Below are 16,572 nucleotides of genomic sequence, written 5' to 3' on the forward strand. Positions count from 1 at the left end.
AACCCCCCGAATCAGCTCCGCCGACGATAGCACAGCCGCTTCTCGGAGGACGCCGGACACCCGTAGCTCGGGCGGAGCCAACGGGGCTACAGGACTCTCGAAATGAAAAGGGCGGCCGAAGGGGCCGCCCTTGGTCTGAATTCGCGATGGCCGATCAGTTCGCGGCCTTGCTGCCTGGCTTGTTGTCGACCGCAGCCTTGTCACCGCCGGGCGGCGGCGCCGAGCTGGCGGTGGACTTGATGCCATGCAGGAGGTCGTCGGCCAGCTTGAGCGCCTTGTCGTCCTTGGCGTCCGGCGGCACGTAGGACTGCGAGCCGGTCTTCTCGTCGCCGTCGGATTTCAGATGGCCGCGCAGCGAGGCCTCACCCTTGGTGTCGGTGCGGGCCTTCAGTTCATCCGGCACATCCTGCAGCACCTCGATATCCGGCACGATGCCCTTGGCCTGGATCGACTTGCCTGACGGCGTGTAGTAACGCGCGGTGGTCAGCCGCAACGCGCCGTTGCCGCTGCCGAGCGGGATGATGGTCTGGACCGAACCCTTGCCGAAGGAGCGGGTGCCGACCAGCGTCGCCCGCTTGTGGTCCTGCAATGCGCCGGCGACGATTTCCGAGGCCGAGGCCGACCCGCCGTTGATCAGCACGATGACCGGCTTGCCCTTGGTCAGGTCGCCCGCATGGGCGGCGCGGCGCTGGGTTTCCTCGGCATTGCGGCCGCGGGTCGAGACGATCTCGCCGCGCTCCAGGAAGGCGTCGGAGACCGTCACGGCTTCCTCCAGCAGACCGCCGGGATTGTTGCGGAGATCGATGATGTAGCCCTTCAACTTGTCGCCGATCTGGTTCGAGAGATTGGCGATCTCCTTCTTCAGGCCCTCGGTGGTCTGCTCGTTGAAGGTGGTGATGCGGATATAGGCGATGTCGTCGGCCTCGACGCGGGCGCGCACCGAGCGGACGCGGATGTTGTCACGCACCAGCGTGACCTCGATCGGATTGTCCTGGCCCTTGCGGACGATCTTCAGCCGGATCTTGGTGTTCACCGGCCCGCGCATCTTCTCGACGGCCTGGTTGAGGGTCAGACCCTGCACGGCTTCGTCGTCGAGGGTGGTGATGATGTCGTTGGCCATGATGCCGGCCTTCGAGGCGGGGGTATCGTCGATCGGGGAGACGACCTTGATCAGCCCGTCTTCCATCGTGACCTCGATGCCGAGGCCGCCGAACTCGCCGCGCGTCTGCACCTGCATGTCGCGGAAGCTCTTGGCGTCCATGTAGCTCGAGTGCGGATCGAGCCCGGCCAGCATGCCGCTGATGGCGGATTCCACGAGCTTGCTGTCATCGGGCTTCTCGACATAGTCGCTGCGCACGCGCTCGAACACGTCGCCGAACAGATTGAGCTGGCGGTAGGTATCCGAGGTCGCGGCGCGCGCGCTTGATCCCATCAGCACGGCGCGCGGTTGGGTAACGAACAGCGTCAACGCTGCACCGCATGCGGCGCTGAGGAGAACTACAGAAGTCTTGCGCATCATCCGCGAACCTTTTCGCCTTCATTTGCGGCCCACCATGGGCCTGGATCGATTGGAGTGCCGTCCTTACGGAACTCGACGTAGAGCACGGGTTGGCTCGCGTTTGTAGCGAAAATAGAGGCAACCTGGGACGTAGACCCCATGGTCGCGACCGGCTCCCCCGTAAGTACAAACTGGCCGATGTTTACCGAAATACGCTCCATCCCGGCGATCAAAACATGATACCCGCCCCCGGCGTTGAGGATCAAGAGTTGACCGTAGCTGCGGAAGGGTCCGGCATAGACGACCCAGCCGTCACACGGGGTTGTGACCTGGGCACCGGGCAGCGCTGCCAAAGAAATGCCTTTTTGCACGCCGCCAGCACCGTCAGACCCGCCAAAATCACGAATCCTGGTACCGTTAACAGGGTAGGCGAACAGGCCCTTGGCCGAGGCAAAGGCGACCGCCGGCCTCAGCCGCGCCGAATCCTTCAAAGCGCCCAGATTTGGCTTGCCGTTCGGGGCGGCGGGCGTGCCTTGGAGGTTGGCGGTGGCGGCCGCTTTCGCGGCGCTCTTCAGATCCTGTTCCATCTTGGCGATCAGGCCCTGCAGGTCGTCGACCTGCTTGGACAGGGCGATGGCCCGCGCGCCTTCCGCTGCCATGTCCTTTTCGATCGCGCTCTGCTGGCGTTGTCGCTCCTCGACCAGCGCCGCGAGCCGGACCTGGTCTTCCCTGAGCTTGTCGCGGTCGCGCGCCATTGCATCGCGCTCGCTGGCGATGGTCTTGCGCAGCGCAACCAGCTCGCCGAGGTCGGCGGTCAGCTTTTCCGCGCGCCCCTGCAATTCAGGCACGACTGCACCGAGCAGCATCGCGGTCCGCAGCGACTGCAGTGCGTCTTCTGGCCGCACCAGGAGCGCCGGCGGCGTGCGCCGGCCGGCACGTTGCAGCGCCGCCAGCACCTCGATGATCTCGGCGCGGCGAGAATCGAGCGAGGCGCGGATCTCCTGCTCGCGGCCGTCGAGCGGGCGCAGCCGCGCCTCTGCATCGACGATCCGGCCTTCGACGCCGCGCACTTGGCCCGCAATGTCGATGATCTGCTGGTTGAGCTTGCTGCGGTCCTGACCGATCGCGGCAATGTCGGCCTTCAATTTCTCCTGCAGCTCGGTGGCTTTTCGTTGCTGTTCGCGGGCGGCCTCAAGCTCCTGCTCCCGCTGCTTGATGATATCGGGCGAAGGCGCGGTTGCCGCGGTCTGTTGCTGTTGCGGCGGTGTTTGCGCGATCGCGGCTGTGGCAAGGGTTGCCGACAGCAACACGACCGGAAGGGGAAGCCAGGATGCCGGATGCCGGCCGCGGTGCGCGGCGTCGGGATAACGGTGAAGGTCGCGCAGCGACGGCATCGGATTGTTCAGCGCTTTCTCTTGACGGTTCACGCGCGATGATAGGGGTGGCCGGCCAAAATGGTCGCCGCCCGATAAATCTGTTCCAGAAGCATGACCCGGACCATCTGGTGCGGCCAGGTCGCCGCGCCGAATGCGACGCGCAGCTTGGCCTTGCGCTGCAAATCAGGCGAAAGTCCGTCGGCGCCGCCGATGACGAAAATAGTATTGGCGACCGATTGGTCCCGCCAGCGCCCGAGATACCCGGCAAATGCCGCGCTGTCGATGTTCTCGCCGCGCTCATCCAGCGCCACGAGCAGGTGTTTTTCCGGGATCAGCGCCGAGATCGCCGCGGCTTCCTCGGCCATCCTTGTTGCTGCGTCTCGCGCGCGGCTTTCCGAAATTTCATGAACGTCCAGGCCGCGGAAGCCGAGCTTGCGACCGATATCGTCGAAGCGCTCGCGATAGCGCTCCGCCAGTTCCCGCTCCGGGCCCTGCTTCAATCGGCCGATCGCGATGACAAGTAACCGCATTAACGCATGTTAGCATGCGCATCGGCCGATTTGCATCGGCTCAGAGATCTAGACCGCCGCGACCGGGCTTTGCGTCCACAACCGCTCGAGATTGTAGAACTCGCGCACCTCGGGCCTGAACACGTGCACGATCACATCGCCGGAATCGATCAGCACCCAGTCGCAATTGGGCAAGCCTTCGACATGGATTTTGCTGATGCCGTTTTCCTTCAGGGCTTTCGTGACGTTCTCCGCGATCGCACCGACGTGCCGGTTGGCCCGGCCCGAGGTGATGACCATGTAGTCGGAGTATGCTGATTTGCCGCGAAGGTCGATGGTGACCGTTTCTTCCGCCTTCATATCGTCGAGGCGGGAGAGGATCATATTCAGGGTCTTGTCGGCGTCGCCTTGCGCCTTCAAGGCCGCAGTGGGGGTCGATGTTTTACGCGCAGGTTTTGCTGCCTTGTTGGCTGCCTTGGGTAAAACAGACTTGGACAATACAGGTGTGGCCAGGGACCATTCCTTTCACTGTATCGCGAACGCCGAATCTCGGTGCCCGCCGCCTATATTACGCATGTGGGGTTAAGGGTTTCAATATTCCAGTAAGCCCCACGCCACTTGCCGCATGATCCACCTCGATCATGCGCTAGACCGTCCTCCAGCTCCCATCAGGGTTCCGAAGGCCGGTCGAAGACAGATTGGATTTCATGCCAGTAAGAAAGACCCAGGCCGGCGCCCGCTGATCCGCCAGCCGGGGCGCCTGATTCTCGGGCAGACGATAGCGGGCGAGCGCCTGTGCGGCGGGCGCGGCGAGCGCGCGGAAACTTTGTGGCGGACGGTCGATCACGGCGATCGGCACATCGGAGGCGATGCGCCGCCAGTCTTTCCAACGGTGGAACTGCGCGAGGTTATCGGCGCCCATGATCCAGACAAAATGCACGCCGGAGACGCGGCGCCGCAAATGGATGATCGTGTCTACAGTGTAGCGCGTGCCGATGACAGCTTCGAGACAGCTCACATCGATACGAGGATCGTCGGCCACTTTCAGTGCGGCTGCAGCGCGCTCGGCGAGCGCATGCAGGCCGTCGTGATTCTTGAGCGGGTTGCCGGGCGTGAGCAGCCACCAGACGCGGTCGAGCTGCAGCCGCTTGAGCGCGAACTGGCTGATCGCGCGATGCGCGGCATGCGGCGGATTGAAGGAGCCGCCAAGCAGGCCGATGCGCATTCCGTTGGTGTAGAACGGAAGCGCCCGCGCGACCGATGGCGACGCGATCTGGGCTGGCTTCAATGGGATCACAAGTTTGGCTTCACGGCCGCGTCTGTCCGGTGCCGTGTATGCGATACTTGAAGCTCGTCAGTTGCTCGGCGCCGACCGGCCCGCGGGCGTGGAATTTGCCGGTGGCTATCCCGATCTCCGCGCCGAAGCCGAACTCGCCGCCGTCGGCGAACTGGGTCGAGGCGTTGTGCAGCACGATCGCGGAGTCGACCTCATTGAGGAATTTCTCCGCAACAGCCTTATCATCCGTCACGACGGCATCGGTATGCCGCGAGCCGTGCTGGTGGATATGCGCGATCGCTTCATCGACGCCGTCGACGATTCGAGCCGCGATGATCGCGTCCTCATATTCGGTGTCCCAGTCTTCCTCGGCTGCCGGCTTCACGCGGGCATCGACGCGTTGCACCGTCTCGTCACCGCGCACTTCGCAGCCGGCATCGATCAGCATCTCGACCAGCGGCTTCAGGCTGGCGGAGGCGCCGGCGCGGTCGACCAGAAGCGTCTCGGCCGCGCCGCAGACGCCGGGACGCCGCATCTTGGCGTTCAGCACGATCGACTTCGCCATATCGAGATTGGCGGAGCGGTCGACATAGACGTGGTTGACGCCCTCGAGATGAGCGAACACCGGCACGCGCGCTTCCGCTTCCACGCGTGCGACCAGGCTCTTGCCGCCGCGCGGCACGATCACATCGACGCCGCCGTTCAACCCGGTGAGCAATAGCCCAACCGCGGCGCGATCGCGGGTCGGCACCAGCGTGATCGCGGCTTCCGGCAGACCCGCCTCGCGCAGGCCCTGGACCAGGCAGTCATGGATCGCGCGGCAGGAGCGGAAACTGTCGGAGCCGCCGCGCAGGATCACGGCGTTGCCGGATTTCAGGCACAGCACGCCGGCATCGGCCGCGACATTGGGGCGGCTTTCGAAGATTACGGCGATGACGCCGAGCGGCACGCGGACACGTTCGATGGTCATGCCGTTAGGCCGCTGCCAGCTCTCGGTGACGGCGCCGACCGGATCGGGAATGTTGCGCACGGTGGCGACGCCATCGGCCATCGCCTCGATGCGCGCCTGCGTCAGCGTCAAGCGGTCGACGAATGCCGAGGTCGCACCGCTCGCGCGCGCCTCGGCGACATCCTCGGCATTGGCGGCAAGGATGGTCGGTGCATTCTCGCGGATGGCACGCTCGATCGCGGCAAGGGCCCTGTTCTTCTGCTCGGGCGGCGCGAGCGCCAGCACGCGCGCAGCGGCACGCGCTTGTGTCGCGAGTTCATTCATGAGGGTCGGCAGATCGGCGTTACCGTCGATCGCCTTCAGCGGCGCAGTCATGGAGTGTCCCAGCGTTCTGTTAAGACCATGGTCTAGCACGGAAATCGGGGCCTTGGCGAGGCGAGGAACCGGCATGGCAGGTCGAACCGGGTCGGTTTCACCAACCGCCGGGAAGTCCGCAGGAGCTCGGCCAATGGCCTATTTGGCCGGAATAACCCCTGCAGGGCCGACCACCAGATCGTCGCGGTGGATCATCTCCGCCCGGCCGCTGATGCCTAGGATGGCCATCACGTCGGGGGAGGAGCGGCCCTTGATCTTGTCGGCGTCCTCTGCGTCGTAGGCGACGAGGCCGCGGCCGATCTCATGGGTATCGGGGCCACGGACGATCACCGCGTCGCCGCGGGCGAACTGGCCGTCGATCCGGATCACGCCGGCCGGCAACAGGCTCTTTCCGGCCCGCAGCGCGGCCACCGCGCCGGCGTCGATGGTCAGCGTGCCCTTCGGTTCCAGCGAGCCGGCGATCCAGCGTTTACGCGCTGTGATCGGGTTAGCCGGCGTCAGGAACCAGGTGCAGCGGCCGCCGTCCGCGATTGCCTGCAATGGATGCTCGATCTTGCCGGAGGCGATCAGCATGTGCGTGCCGCCGGTGGTCGCGATCTTGGCCGCTTCGATCTTGGTGCGCATGCCGCCGCGCGACAGCTCGGATCCAGCCTCGCCCGCCATCGCCTCTATCTCCGCGCTGATGCTTTCGACCACCGGGATCAGTTTTGCGTTGGGGTTGCCGGCTGGCGGCGCGTCATAGAGGCCGTCGATGTCGGACAGCAGGACGAGGAGATCGGCGCTCGCCATCGTAGCGACGCGGGCGGCGAGGCGGTCATTGTCGCCATAGCGGATCTCGTTGGTGGCGACCGTGTCGTTCTCGTTGATCACGGGCACCGCGCGCCATTCCAGGAGCTTGGCGATCGTCGAGCGCGCATTCAGATAGCGGCGGCGCTCCTCGGTATCCTGCAGCGTGACCAGTATCTGTCCGGCGCGAATCCCGTGATCGCCAAGCACTTCCGACCAGATCCGTGCCAGCGCGATCTGGCCGACGGCGGCTGCACCCTGGCTCTCCTCGAGCTTGAGGGGCCCGCGCGGCAGTTTCAACTGGCTACGTCCGAGCGCGATCGAACCGGAGGAGACGATCAACACCTCCCGGCCTTCCCGGTGCAGCTTGGCGATGTCCGCGGCGAGCGCAGACAGCCACGACGACCTGACCTCGCCCGCCTCGGAATCGATCAGGAGCGATGAGCCGACCTTGACGACGATACGGCGAAAGCGATTGAGCGCGGGGCGTTTCATGGGTTCGGTCGGAGCAGAGCAGCGGAGGGATGCGCACCACCCCTTACTTTGAAAGCGGCGCTCGGGAAAGAGCGTTGGAATCAGCCCTGCGGCGTCGGTTGCGCCCAGGGTTCGGCATCAGTGCCGCCTTTGGCCTTGGCCGACACCGGCGCCTCGCCGATCACCTCGACCAGCGCCTTCAACGCGTCCGGAATGCCCTCGCCGGTGGCGGCGGAGACCAGCAGCGGCGTCTTCTTTGCCGCCCGTTTCAGCCGGTCCTTCTGCTTCTTCAATTCGTCCGGCGCGACCGCGTCGATCTTGTTCAGCGCGACGATCTCGATCTTCTCGGCGAGATGGCCCTCATAGGCCTCGAGTTCGGTACGTACCGTCTTGTAGGCCTTGCCGGCATGCTCGCAGGTGGCGTCGATCAGGTGCAACAGCACGCGGCAGCGCTCGACATGGCCCAAGAAGCGGTCGCCGAGGCCAGCGCCTTCATGCGCGCCCTCGATCAGCCCGGGGATGTCGGCGAGCACGAATTCGCGGCCCTGCGCGCTGACGACGCCGAGCTGCGGGTGCAGCGTGGTGAAGGGATAGTCCGCGATCTTCGGCTTGGCGGCGCTGACCACGGACAGGAAGGTCGATTTGCCGGCGTTCGGCAGTCCGACCAGGCCCGCATCGGCGATCAGTTTCAGGCGGAGCCAGATCCAGCGTTCCTCGCCGGGCAGGCCGGGATTGGCATTGCGGGGGGCGCGGTTGGTGGACGACTTGAAATGCGCGTTGCCGAAACCGCCATTGCCCCCCTCGGCCAGCACGAATTTCTCGCCGAGCTTGGTGAAATCGTAGATCAGCGTCTCGCGGTCCTCGTCGAACACCTGGGTTCCCACCGGCACCTTCAGCACGATCGGCTTGCCATTGGCGCCATGGCGGTCCTTGCCCATGCCATTGGTGCCCTTTTGCGCCTTGAAATGCTGCTGGTAGCGGTAGTCGATCAGCGTGTTCAGCCCGTCGACCGCCTCGATGATGACATCGCCGCCGCGTCCGCCATTGCCGCCGGAGGGCCCGCCGAACTCGATGAACTTCTCGCGCCGGAACGCGACGCAGCCGTTGCCGCCGTCGCCGGAGCGAATATAGACCTTTGCTTCATCGAGGAATTTCATGAGCCTACCATAGCGTTTTCGCGCGAAGTGGATACCGGTTCGCGCCAGAAAACGCGTCGAAACAAAAGGCTAGAGCCACGGTTTACCAAGGCTCTAGGTAAGGCAGCGGCATTGAGGCGGCAACCCTGAAGCTGGCTGATCGGATAAAAGGCTTAACTGTCAGTCGGTTGCTGGTTCCGTAAAATCACGGCGAAGGTTCAGGCCGCCGGCTGGGCGGCCGCGTTCTCGTCGGCCAGCAGGTGCAACAGCGCACTCTTGATCGCGGCCTGCCGGGTCGGCGCAGTGATCTGCGCGCCCAGGAGGTCGGTGACATAGAACACGTCGCGGGCGCGCTCGCCGAAGGTCGCGACATGGGCGGAGGCGATATTGAGGTTGAGCTTCGAGATCGCGGTGGTGAGCTGGTACAGCAGGCCGGGCCGGTCGAGGCCGGAAACCTCGATCACGGTGTAGCGGTCCGACCACTGGTTGTTGATCGTCACTTCGGGCTCGACGGTGAACGCCTTCACCTTGTTGCCGCTGCTGCGATGGACGGCGCGGCGTGCCATCGCCTCGGGCAGGCGCAATTTGCCTTCCAGCACGTCCTCGATCATCTCGCCGATCCGGGTGGCGCGGCGGCCTTCATCCTCGTCGCGGTCGTATTCGCGGGAGATCGCGATGGTGTCGAGCGCGCGGCCGTCGGTCGTGGTGTAGATCTGGGCGTCGACGATATTGGCGCCAGCGGAAGCGCAGGCACCGGCGATGATCGACAATAGCCAGGGATGGTCGGTTGCCCAGATCGTCAGTTCGGTGACGCCGCGCGCCTCGTCGAATCCGACATTGATCGCAAGCTTGTGCCCGGCCTGCTCGCTGGCGCGGATGAAGCGCGCCTGACGAATCTTGCGCGGCAGTTCGACCTTGAGCCAGTACGCCGGGTAATGCCGCTCGATATAGGCGTTGAGTTCCGCTTCCGGCCATTCGGTGAAGGCGGCGCGGAATTCGGCCTGCGCCACTGCGATGCGGCGGGCGCGGTTCACTTCCGAGAAGCCGCCGGTCAACACCGGCTCGGTCTCGTAATAGAGCGTGCGCAGGAGTTGCGCCTTCCAGCCGTTCCACACCCCGGGGCCGACGCCGCGGATGTCGGCGGTGGTGAGGATCGTGAGCAGTTTCATCTGCTCGACCGATTGCACGACGGCGGCAAAATTCTCGATCGTCTTGCGGTCGGAGAGGTCGCGCGACTGCGCGACTGTCGACATCGTCAGGTGGTCCTCGATCAGCCATGCGACGAGCTCGGTGTCGGCGTTGCTGAAGCCGAGCCGGGGGCATAGCCGTCGCGCCACCTTCGCGCCGGCGACCGAATGATCCTCGGGCCGGCCTTTGGCGATATCGTGCAAAAGGGTCGCGATATAGAGCACCGGGCGATGCTCGGGGCGGATCTTGCGGAACAGGTCGCTGGCGACAATGAACTCGTCATTGCCGCCGCGCTCGATCTCCTGCAGGAAGCCGATGCAGCGGATCAGATGCTCGTCCACTGTGTAGTGGTGGTACATGTTGAACTGCATCATCGACACGATCTTGCCGAAGGCGCGGATGAAGTGACCGAGCACGCCGGTCTCGTTCATTCGCCGCAGCACGATCTCGGCATTGTCTGAGGTCAGGATCTCCATGAACAGCCGATTGGCTTCCGCGTCTTCGCGAAGCTGTGTGTTCACGAGCTTGAGCGAGCGAGTCACGGTGCGCATCGCGTCGGGATGGAAGGCGAGGTTGTTCTTCTGCGCCAGGCGGAAGATGCGGATCAGATTGACCGGATCGTGCTTGAAGACGTCGGGCGCGGCCAGGTTGATGCGATTGTTGTCGACGATGAAGTCGTCGCTCTCGGGCACGCGCCGCTTGGTGCTGCCGGGCCGCAGGCGCGCCACCATGCGGCTCAGCACCGGTGCCGGCTTCTTCTGCTCTTCCTCCAGCTTGGCGCACAGGATCGCGGTGAGGTCGCCGACGTCCTTGGCGATCAGGAAGTAATGCTTCATGAAGCGCTCGACGTCCTGCATCCCGGGATGCGAGGTGTAGCCGAGCCTGACCGCGATCTCGCGCTGGACGTCGAACGACAGCCGCTCCTCGGCGCGGCCGGCGAAGAAATGGATGTTGCAGCGCACCGACCACAGGAAATCGGCGCAGCGGCGGAAGGTGCGGTATTCCTGCGCGTCGAACACGCCGCGTTCGAGCAATTCATCGGTCTCGCGCACGCGGTAGACGTATTTCGCGATCCAGAACAGCGTGTGCAGGTCGCGCAGGCCGCCCTTGCCGTCCTTGACATTGGGCTCGACCAGATAGCGCGACTGTCCGGCGCGGCGGTGCCGCTCCTCGCGCTCGGCCAGCTTGGCGGTGACGAATTCGGCAGCGGTGCCCTGCACGACGTCCTTGTCGAAGCGGTCGACCAGTTCGTCATAGAGCGGCCGGTCGCCGGTCAGGAACCGCGTTTCCAGGATCGCGGTGCGGATCGTCATGTCGCCGCGCGCCTGGCGGATCGATTCGTCGACCGAGCGCGTGGCGTGGCCGACCTTCAGTCCCATGTCCCACAGGCAATAAAGGATCGCTTCGGCGACCTGCTCGCCCCAGGCGGTCTGCTTGTAGGGCAGGATGAACAACAGATCGATGTCGGATTCCGGCGCCATCAGGCCGCGGCCATAGCCGCCGGTGGCGACGACCGCCATGCGCTCCTCGCCGGAGGGGATCGGCGAGTGATAGAGATGCTTGGTCGCCGCCGCATAGAGGATGCGGATGATCTCGTCCTGCACGATGCAGAGCCGCTCCGCGCAGCGTCGGCCGTGGCGGTCCTTGAGCAGTACGGCCTGTGCCGTGGCGCGTGCCGCGATCAGTTCCGCCTTGAGCAGTTGCGCCATGGCCGAGCGGAATTGGTCCTCGCGTCCCGCGTGTTTCTCGGCGAGCGCGTCGACCGCGGCGGTGATCCGCGCGGTATCGAAACGGTCATCCACTTCCGGGCGGGGTTCGGCCACGACACTATCCATGGTCTATCCCGATAAAGGACGGCGCCTGTGCTGTCACGGGACATTGTGGCCCCGCGATCACTCTGTGCTGAATTCCAGTTGATTTGGGCAAATTCATTCTCGCACTGCCGCCTTCAGGATCCGGATTTTCTCATTGACCTTGCGGCCTAACTCATTGAGATGAAATGACGTTTTAACAAGATTTTCCAGTACCTGGAGGCTGAGGATGGTCCGGATTTCACGGCGCACTGTGGCTGCGATGATTGCAGGTTTGGCGCTTGCGCCCGCGGCAAGTTTTGCAGCGGAGCCGCTCAAGGAGATACGCATCGACTGGGCGACCTACAATCCGGTCTCGCTGGTCCTGAAGCAGAAAGGGCTCCTGGAAAAGGAGTTCGCCAAGGACGGCATCAGCATCGTCTGGGTGCAATCCGCCGGCTCCAACAAGGCGCTCGAATTCCTCAACGCGGGATCGATCGATTTGGGTTCGACGGCGGGCTCGGCCGCGCTGGTCGCCAAGATCAATGGCAACCCGATCAAGTCGATCTATGTCTATTCGCGTCCCGAATGGACCGCGCTGGTCACGGGCAAGGATTCCAAGATCGCCTCGGTCGCCGACCTCAAGGGCAAGCGCGTCGCGGTGACCCGCGGTACCGATCCGCACATCTTCCTGGTGCGGGCACTACTTGATGCCGGCCTCTCCGAAAAGGACATCACGCCGGTGCTGCTCCAGCACGCCGACGGCAAGACAGCGCTGATCCGCGGCGATGTCGACGCCTGGGCCGGCCTCGATCCGATGATGGCGCAGGCCGAAGTCGAGGACGGCGCAAAATTGTTCTTCCGCAAGGCGGACGCCAACACCTGGGGCATCCTTAATGTGCGCGAGCAGTTCCTGAAGGACCACCCGGACGTCGTGCGCCGCGTGCTCGCTACTTACGAAGAGGCCCGCCAATATTCGCTGGCGAATTACGACGAGCTGAAGAAGACCTTCATTGCCGTAACCAAGCTGCCGGAGGCCGTGGTCGACAAGCAGCTCAAGGAGCGCACCGAGTTGACCCACAGCCGTGTCGGCGCCCCGCAGCGCGATTCGATCCTCGCCGCAGGGCTCGCGCTGCAGCAGGCCGGCGTGGTCGATGCCAAGGTCGACGTGAAGGCGGTGCTGAATTCGCTGATCGACGACCAAGTCCCTCTGCCGACGAATTGACGATCCGTAGCCCGGGTGGAGCGCAGCGAAACTCGGGCTACGAAGCCTCGACGATTTGAGCTGTCGTCCCGGGCAAGCGAAGCGCGACCCGGGACCCATAACGACGAATGTTCGATGTGGCGCGACGTTGGGGCCCCAGCCCTGCCTTACCACCGGCTCCTGTGTTATGGATCCCGGCTTTCGCGGGGACGACGTGGGGTGAGACCCACCTTGCAATCCGGCGCGGGAAAGGGTTCTTGCCGTGGCGATGACCATTGAAGTGCCAGTGCTGGAACAACCCGACGCCGCCATGCCGCCTGCGGCGGTGCGGCTGTCGCGTTTTGTGCGGCCCGCGCTTGGGTTGCTGCTGCCAGTCGGGCTCGCGCTCGGCTGGGAGCTGGCGGTCTGGCTCGGCTATTCCAACGGCCGATTGGTGCCGCCGCCGACGAAAGTCTTCGCCACGATCGTGGAACTCGCGAAAAGCGGCGAGCTGTCGCGGCACATCATCACGACGCTCTCTCGCGTTGCCGCGGGCTTTGCGCTCGGCGTCGTCGCCGGCACGCTGCTCGGCGCCGTCTCCGGCTATTGGGGACTGGCGCGGCGGCTGCTCGATCCGACCGTGCAGGCGCTGCGGGCGATCCCCTCGATTGCCTGGGTGCCGCTGTTCATCCTCTGGCTCGGCATTTTCGAAACCTCGAAGGTCGCGCTAATCGCGGTCGGCGTGTTCTTCCCGGTCTATCTCGGCGTGATGGGCGCGATCCTCTCGGTCGACCGCAAGATTGTCGAGGTCGGCCGCATCTTCCGCCTCTCGGGCCCGGCGATGATCCGGCGCATCCTGTTGCCGGCGGTCTTGCCAGCTTACGTGGTGGCGCTCCGCGTCGGCCTTGGTCTGGGTTGGATGTTCGTGGTTGCCGCCGAGTTCATGGGCGCCTCCGAGGGACTAGGCTATCTCCTGATCGACGGCCAGCAGCTCGGCAAGCCGGCGCAGATTGTTGCCGCGATCGTGATCTTCGCGATCCTCGGCAAGACCACCGACTGGCTGATCGAGCTCGCCACCGCGCCGCTCCTGCGCTGGCAGGACGCCTTCGGCCGCGAGCGCGGAGCCGCCTGATGCTCGCGCTCGACAAGGTCGGCAAGACCTATCCCAACGGGGTCCATGCACTGTCGCGCTTCTCTGCCGAGATCAAGCCGGGCGAAATCATCGCCATCATCGGCGGCTCCGGTTGCGGCAAGTCGACGCTGCTCCGCGCCATCGCCGGGCTCGATCGCGCGACGTCAGGCACGGTGACGCTCGATGGCGCTACCATCACCGCGCCGCACGCCAAGATCGGCATCATCTTCCAGGAGCCGCGGCTGCTGCCATGGCTCAGCGTCGCCGACAATATCGGCTTTGGCCTGTCAGACCTGCCGGCCGATGCGCGGCGTGAAAAGGTGGCGCGCGCGCTGGCCCGTGTCGGCCTCACTGACAAGGCCAATGCCTGGCCGCGCGAGCTTTCCGGCGGGCAGGCGCAGCGGGTGGCGATCGCGCGCGCTTTGGTGCCGCAGCCGGAGGTGCTGTTGCTCGACGAGCCGTTTTCCGCGCTCGACGCCTTCACCCGGCGCGACCTGCAGGATCATTTGCTCGACCTCTGGGCCGACACTCGCCCGACGCTGATCCTGGTGACGCATGACGTCGACGAGGCCGTGGTGCTGGCGGACCGCGTGCTAGTGATGCGGCCGCGGCCGGGCCGGCTGTTCGAGGAGATCGCGATCAACCTGGCGCGGCCGCGCGACCGAAGTTCGGCACATTTCGACAATTTCAAGCGCCGCGTGCTGACAGCGCTCGATCGTTCGCTCGACCGCAACGTGCCTGACAGCGAGGCGGCCGCGAACGCAGGCGAGGCGATGTGGTGGTGACAGCCGTGCGATAAGGCAGTACACCCGGAGGCAGAAAATCCGGGAGAACAACAATGGACGCCACCGAGCTCCGCGCGCTGCAAGCCCCGATCAAGGAACGCTACAAGGCCGATCCCGCCACCGCCGTCATCACGCTGAAAGCCAAGGGCTCGATCGAGAGCGAAGGCATCGCCTGCAAGGTCGAAACCGGCCGCGCGCTCGCGGTCGCGGGCCTCCATCCAGCGACCGGCGGCTCCGGGCTGGAACTCTGCTCCGGCGACATGCTGCTGGAAGCGCTGGTCGCCTGCGCCGGCGTGACCTTGAAATCGGTGGCGACGGCGATCGAAGTGCCGCTCAAGAGCGGCAACGTGTTCGCCGAGGGCGATCTCGATTTCCGCGGCACGCTCGGTGTCGACAAGGAGGCCCCGGTCGGCTTCGCCGAGATCCGCCTGCGCTTCGAGGTCGACACCGACGCGCCGCAGGACAAGCTCGACCTCCTCTTGAAGCTCACCGAGCGCTATTGCGTGGTCTACCAGACCATCAGGCACGGCCCGCAGGTCGCGGTCTCGCTGAAGCGGGCGTGATGTCGTTGCTCTTACCTCTCCCATAGGGAGAGGTCGCGCCCAACGGGTCGCGCCGAAGGCGCGCCCGATGACAGGCTCCGGCGCGGGTGAGGGGCTTCGCTTCCTCGAGGGACCTGAACCCTCACCCGATTTGCTGCGCAAATCGACCTCTCCCTATGGGAGAGGTGAAAGCGGCGGTCCTAACCGGCTACATAGGTAACAGAATAGACCGGCGACATGGGTAACAGGTCAACTGATCGGCAAGGAGGAGCTTGCCGATGGGTTGGATGGAGACCTGTGCTGTGGATGAACGGATGCGGTTTGTGGTGGCGGCGCAAAAGCATGAGGAGTCATTTGCGGCGGTGTGCCGGCGGTTCGGAGTGAGCCGTCGGGTGGGCTACAAATGGCTTGCGCGGTTCGAGGAAGAAGGGGCGGCCGGTCTGTTCGATCGTCCGCGAGCTCCCCTGCATCGTCCGCAGAGCATTGCGGAGGAGGTCGCCGAACGCTGCCTTGAGGTCCGTCGGGCGCATCCGACCTGGGGACCGGTCAAGGTCCTTGCCTTTCTCGAACGGAAGTCACCCCGGACGGCATGGCCAGCGGCCAGCACGATCGGCGAGCTGTTCGACCGTGAGGGGCTGACGGTGAAGCGCAAGTTGCGCCGCCGCAGCCCGCCCTCGAGCGTGCCCTTTGCCGGCTGCGAGGCGGCCAACGATGTGTGGTGTATCGATTTCAAGGGCTGGTTCCTGACCGGGGACGGCATGCGCTGCGAGCCGCTGACGATCACAGATGCCTACAGCCGCTATCTGCTGCGCTGCCAGGCTCTGGCACACACCGACACGGATCATGTCTGGCCGGCGCTGGACGCGGCGTTCCGCGAGTTTGGATTGCCGCATTACATGCGCTCGGACAACGGCTCGCCGTTTGCCTCGCGCGGCGCCGGAGGATTGTCGCGGCTGTCGGTCAAGCTGATCAAGGCCGGCGTGACGCCGGAGCGCATTGCGCCGGGCAAACCTCAGCAGAACGGCCGCCACGAGCGCATGCACCTGACCCTGCTGCAAGACGTTGCCAATCCGCCGGCTCCCACCATGCGCGAGCAGCTCAAGCGCTTGCGCAGCTTCCAGCATCTCTACAACCAAGAGCGTCCGCACCAATCGCTCGACAATGCCACGCCAGCCGACCGCTACCAGGCCTCCTCGCGCCGCTTCCACGGTATCTTGCGCAAGCCGGAATACGCTGATGACCAGGACGTTCGCTCGGTCCGGCACAACGGAGAGATCAAGTGGCAGGGCAACACGATCTATATCAGCGAAGCGCTGATCGGCGAGCCTGTCGGCTTGGCCGAGGACCAGGACGGCTGGACCGTCAGCTATGGCCCGATCGTGCTCGGCACGATCGCTCACCGCGATGACCAGCTCCGAAGACCCAAACGTAAAGCAAAAGGCTGTGGACTTGAGGACAACGCTGCGCGTTGCCCTCAGGGTCCACAGCCTCAACAACAACAGACCTGAACGAAACGAGAATTGTGTTACCTATGTCGTCGGTCTGAACTGTTACCCATGTCGCCGGTTGCTCA

Annotated in this window: 13 protein-coding genes and 1 pseudogene; 5 read left to right on the plus strand and 9 right to left on the minus strand. The window is 64.8% G+C overall.

Annotated elements, in window-relative coordinates:
• Positions 1-154 precede the first annotated feature (154 nt).
• The 9 genes from YY7_RS0128880 to YY7_RS0128920 form a co-directional block, all read right to left on the minus strand.
• Positions 155-1,519 (minus strand): S41 family peptidase, encoded by a 1,365-nt coding sequence (locus YY7_RS0128880; RefSeq protein ID WP_028166264.1) that lies wholly within the window; start codon positions 1,517-1,519, stop codon positions 155-157.
• The gene (locus tag YY7_RS0128885) at positions 1,516-2,892 is read right to left on the minus strand and encodes a peptidoglycan DD-metalloendopeptidase family protein (RefSeq protein ID WP_080663894.1); all 1,377 of its coding nucleotides are present in this window, start codon (positions 2,890-2,892) and stop codon (positions 1,516-1,518) included. Before YY7_RS0128885 ends, YY7_RS0128880 begins: the two co-directional genes overlap by 4 nt.
• Positions 2,893-2,921: 29 nt before the next feature.
• Positions 2,922-3,404, minus strand: a complete 483-nt coding sequence (rlmH, locus tag YY7_RS0128890) for a 23S rRNA (pseudouridine(1915)-N(3))-methyltransferase RlmH (RefSeq protein WP_028166266.1) — start codon at positions 3,402-3,404, stop codon at positions 2,922-2,924.
• Positions 3,405-3,452: 48 nt separating this feature from the next.
• Positions 3,453-3,803 carry a ribosome silencing factor gene (gene rsfS, locus YY7_RS0128895; RefSeq protein WP_028166267.1) on the minus strand — a complete coding sequence of 117 codons (351 nt, stop codon included), beginning with the start codon at positions 3,801-3,803 and terminating at the stop codon, positions 3,453-3,455.
• Positions 3,804-4,029: 226 nt separating this feature from the next.
• The gene (locus tag YY7_RS0128900) at positions 4,030-4,671 is read right to left on the minus strand and encodes a nicotinate-nucleotide adenylyltransferase (protein WP_035691165.1); all 642 of its coding nucleotides are present in this window, start codon (positions 4,669-4,671) and stop codon (positions 4,030-4,032) included.
• Between the two features lie 19 nt (positions 4,672-4,690).
• On the minus strand, positions 4,691-5,983 hold the full coding sequence (locus tag YY7_RS0128905) for a glutamate-5-semialdehyde dehydrogenase (RefSeq protein ID WP_028166269.1): 1,293 nt from the start codon (positions 5,981-5,983) through the stop codon (positions 4,691-4,693).
• A gap of 138 nt (positions 5,984-6,121) precedes the next feature.
• Positions 6,122-7,264, minus strand: coding sequence for a glutamate 5-kinase (gene proB, locus YY7_RS0128910; RefSeq protein WP_028166270.1), 1,143 nt, complete (start codon positions 7,262-7,264; stop codon positions 6,122-6,124).
• A gap of 80 nt (positions 7,265-7,344) precedes the next feature.
• Complete coding sequence (obgE, locus tag YY7_RS0128915; RefSeq protein WP_028166271.1) at positions 7,345-8,400, minus strand: GTPase ObgE; 1,056 nt, start codon at positions 8,398-8,400, stop codon at positions 7,345-7,347.
• 197 nt (positions 8,401-8,597) lie between these two features.
• Positions 8,598-11,402, minus strand: coding sequence for a [protein-PII] uridylyltransferase (locus tag YY7_RS0128920; RefSeq protein ID WP_028166272.1), 2,805 nt, complete (start codon positions 11,400-11,402; stop codon positions 8,598-8,600).
• 205 nt (positions 11,403-11,607) lie between these two features.
• On the opposite strand from YY7_RS0128920, the gene YY7_RS0128925 reads away from it, so the two are divergent.
• From YY7_RS0128925 to YY7_RS53150, 5 genes and pseudogenes are all read left to right on the plus strand, one after another.
• On the plus strand, positions 11,608-12,582 hold the full coding sequence (locus YY7_RS0128925; protein ID WP_028166273.1) for an aliphatic sulfonate ABC transporter substrate-binding protein: 975 nt from the start codon (positions 11,608-11,610) through the stop codon (positions 12,580-12,582).
• A gap of 247 nt (positions 12,583-12,829) precedes the next feature.
• Positions 12,830-13,672: an ABC transporter permease gene (locus YY7_RS0128930; protein WP_035691168.1), complete on the plus strand. Its 843-nt coding sequence runs from the start codon at positions 12,830-12,832 to the stop codon at positions 13,670-13,672.
• The gene (locus tag YY7_RS0128935; RefSeq protein ID WP_028166275.1) at positions 13,672-14,457 is read left to right on the plus strand and encodes an ABC transporter ATP-binding protein; all 786 of its coding nucleotides are present in this window, start codon (positions 13,672-13,674) and stop codon (positions 14,455-14,457) included. Before YY7_RS0128930 ends, YY7_RS0128935 begins: the two co-directional genes overlap by 1 nt.
• Before the next feature lie 53 nt (positions 14,458-14,510).
• The gene (locus tag YY7_RS0128940; protein WP_028166276.1) at positions 14,511-15,020 is read left to right on the plus strand and encodes an OsmC family protein; all 510 of its coding nucleotides are present in this window, start codon (positions 14,511-14,513) and stop codon (positions 15,018-15,020) included.
• Between the two features lie 257 nt (positions 15,021-15,277).
• Positions 15,278-16,393: pseudogene (locus YY7_RS53150) on the plus strand (integrase core domain-containing protein); the annotation flags it as partial.
• Positions 16,394-16,572 lie beyond the last annotated feature (179 nt).

The sequence above is a fragment of the Bradyrhizobium elkanii WSM2783 genome (assembly GCF_000472865.1).
Classification (GTDB): Bacteria; Pseudomonadota; Alphaproteobacteria; order Rhizobiales; family Xanthobacteraceae; genus Bradyrhizobium; species Bradyrhizobium elkanii_A.

Coding starts and splice junctions, on each gene's coding strand:
- YY7_RS0128935 (WP_028166275.1), top strand. CDS start 13,672: ATGCTCGCGCTCGACAAGGTCGGCAAGACCTATCCCAACGGGGTCCAT.
- YY7_RS0128930 (WP_035691168.1), top strand. CDS start 12,830: ATGACCATTGAAGTGCCAGTGCTGGAACAACCCGACGCCGCCATGCCG.
- YY7_RS0128940 (WP_028166276.1), top strand. CDS start 14,511: ATGGACGCCACCGAGCTCCGCGCGCTGCAAGCCCCGATCAAGGAACGC.
- rlmH (WP_028166266.1), bottom strand. CDS start 3,404: ATGCGGTTACTTGTCATCGCGATCGGCCGATTGAAGCAGGGCCCGGAG.
- obgE (WP_028166271.1), bottom strand. CDS start 8,400: ATGAAATTCCTCGATGAAGCAAAGGTCTATATTCGCTCCGGCGACGGC.
- YY7_RS0128880 (WP_028166264.1), bottom strand. CDS start 1,519: ATGATGCGCAAGACTTCTGTAGTTCTCCTCAGCGCCGCATGCGGTGCA.
- YY7_RS0128925 (WP_028166273.1), top strand. CDS start 11,608: ATGGTCCGGATTTCACGGCGCACTGTGGCTGCGATGATTGCAGGTTTG.
- YY7_RS0128920 (WP_028166272.1), bottom strand. CDS start 11,402: ATGGATAGTGTCGTGGCCGAACCCCGCCCGGAAGTGGATGACCGTTTC.
- YY7_RS0128885 (WP_080663894.1), bottom strand. CDS start 2,892: ATGCCGTCGCTGCGCGACCTTCACCGTTATCCCGACGCCGCGCACCGC.
- YY7_RS0128905 (WP_028166269.1), bottom strand. CDS start 5,983: ATGACTGCGCCGCTGAAGGCGATCGACGGTAACGCCGATCTGCCGACC.
- proB (WP_028166270.1), bottom strand. CDS start 7,264: ATGAAACGCCCCGCGCTCAATCGCTTTCGCCGTATCGTCGTCAAGGTC.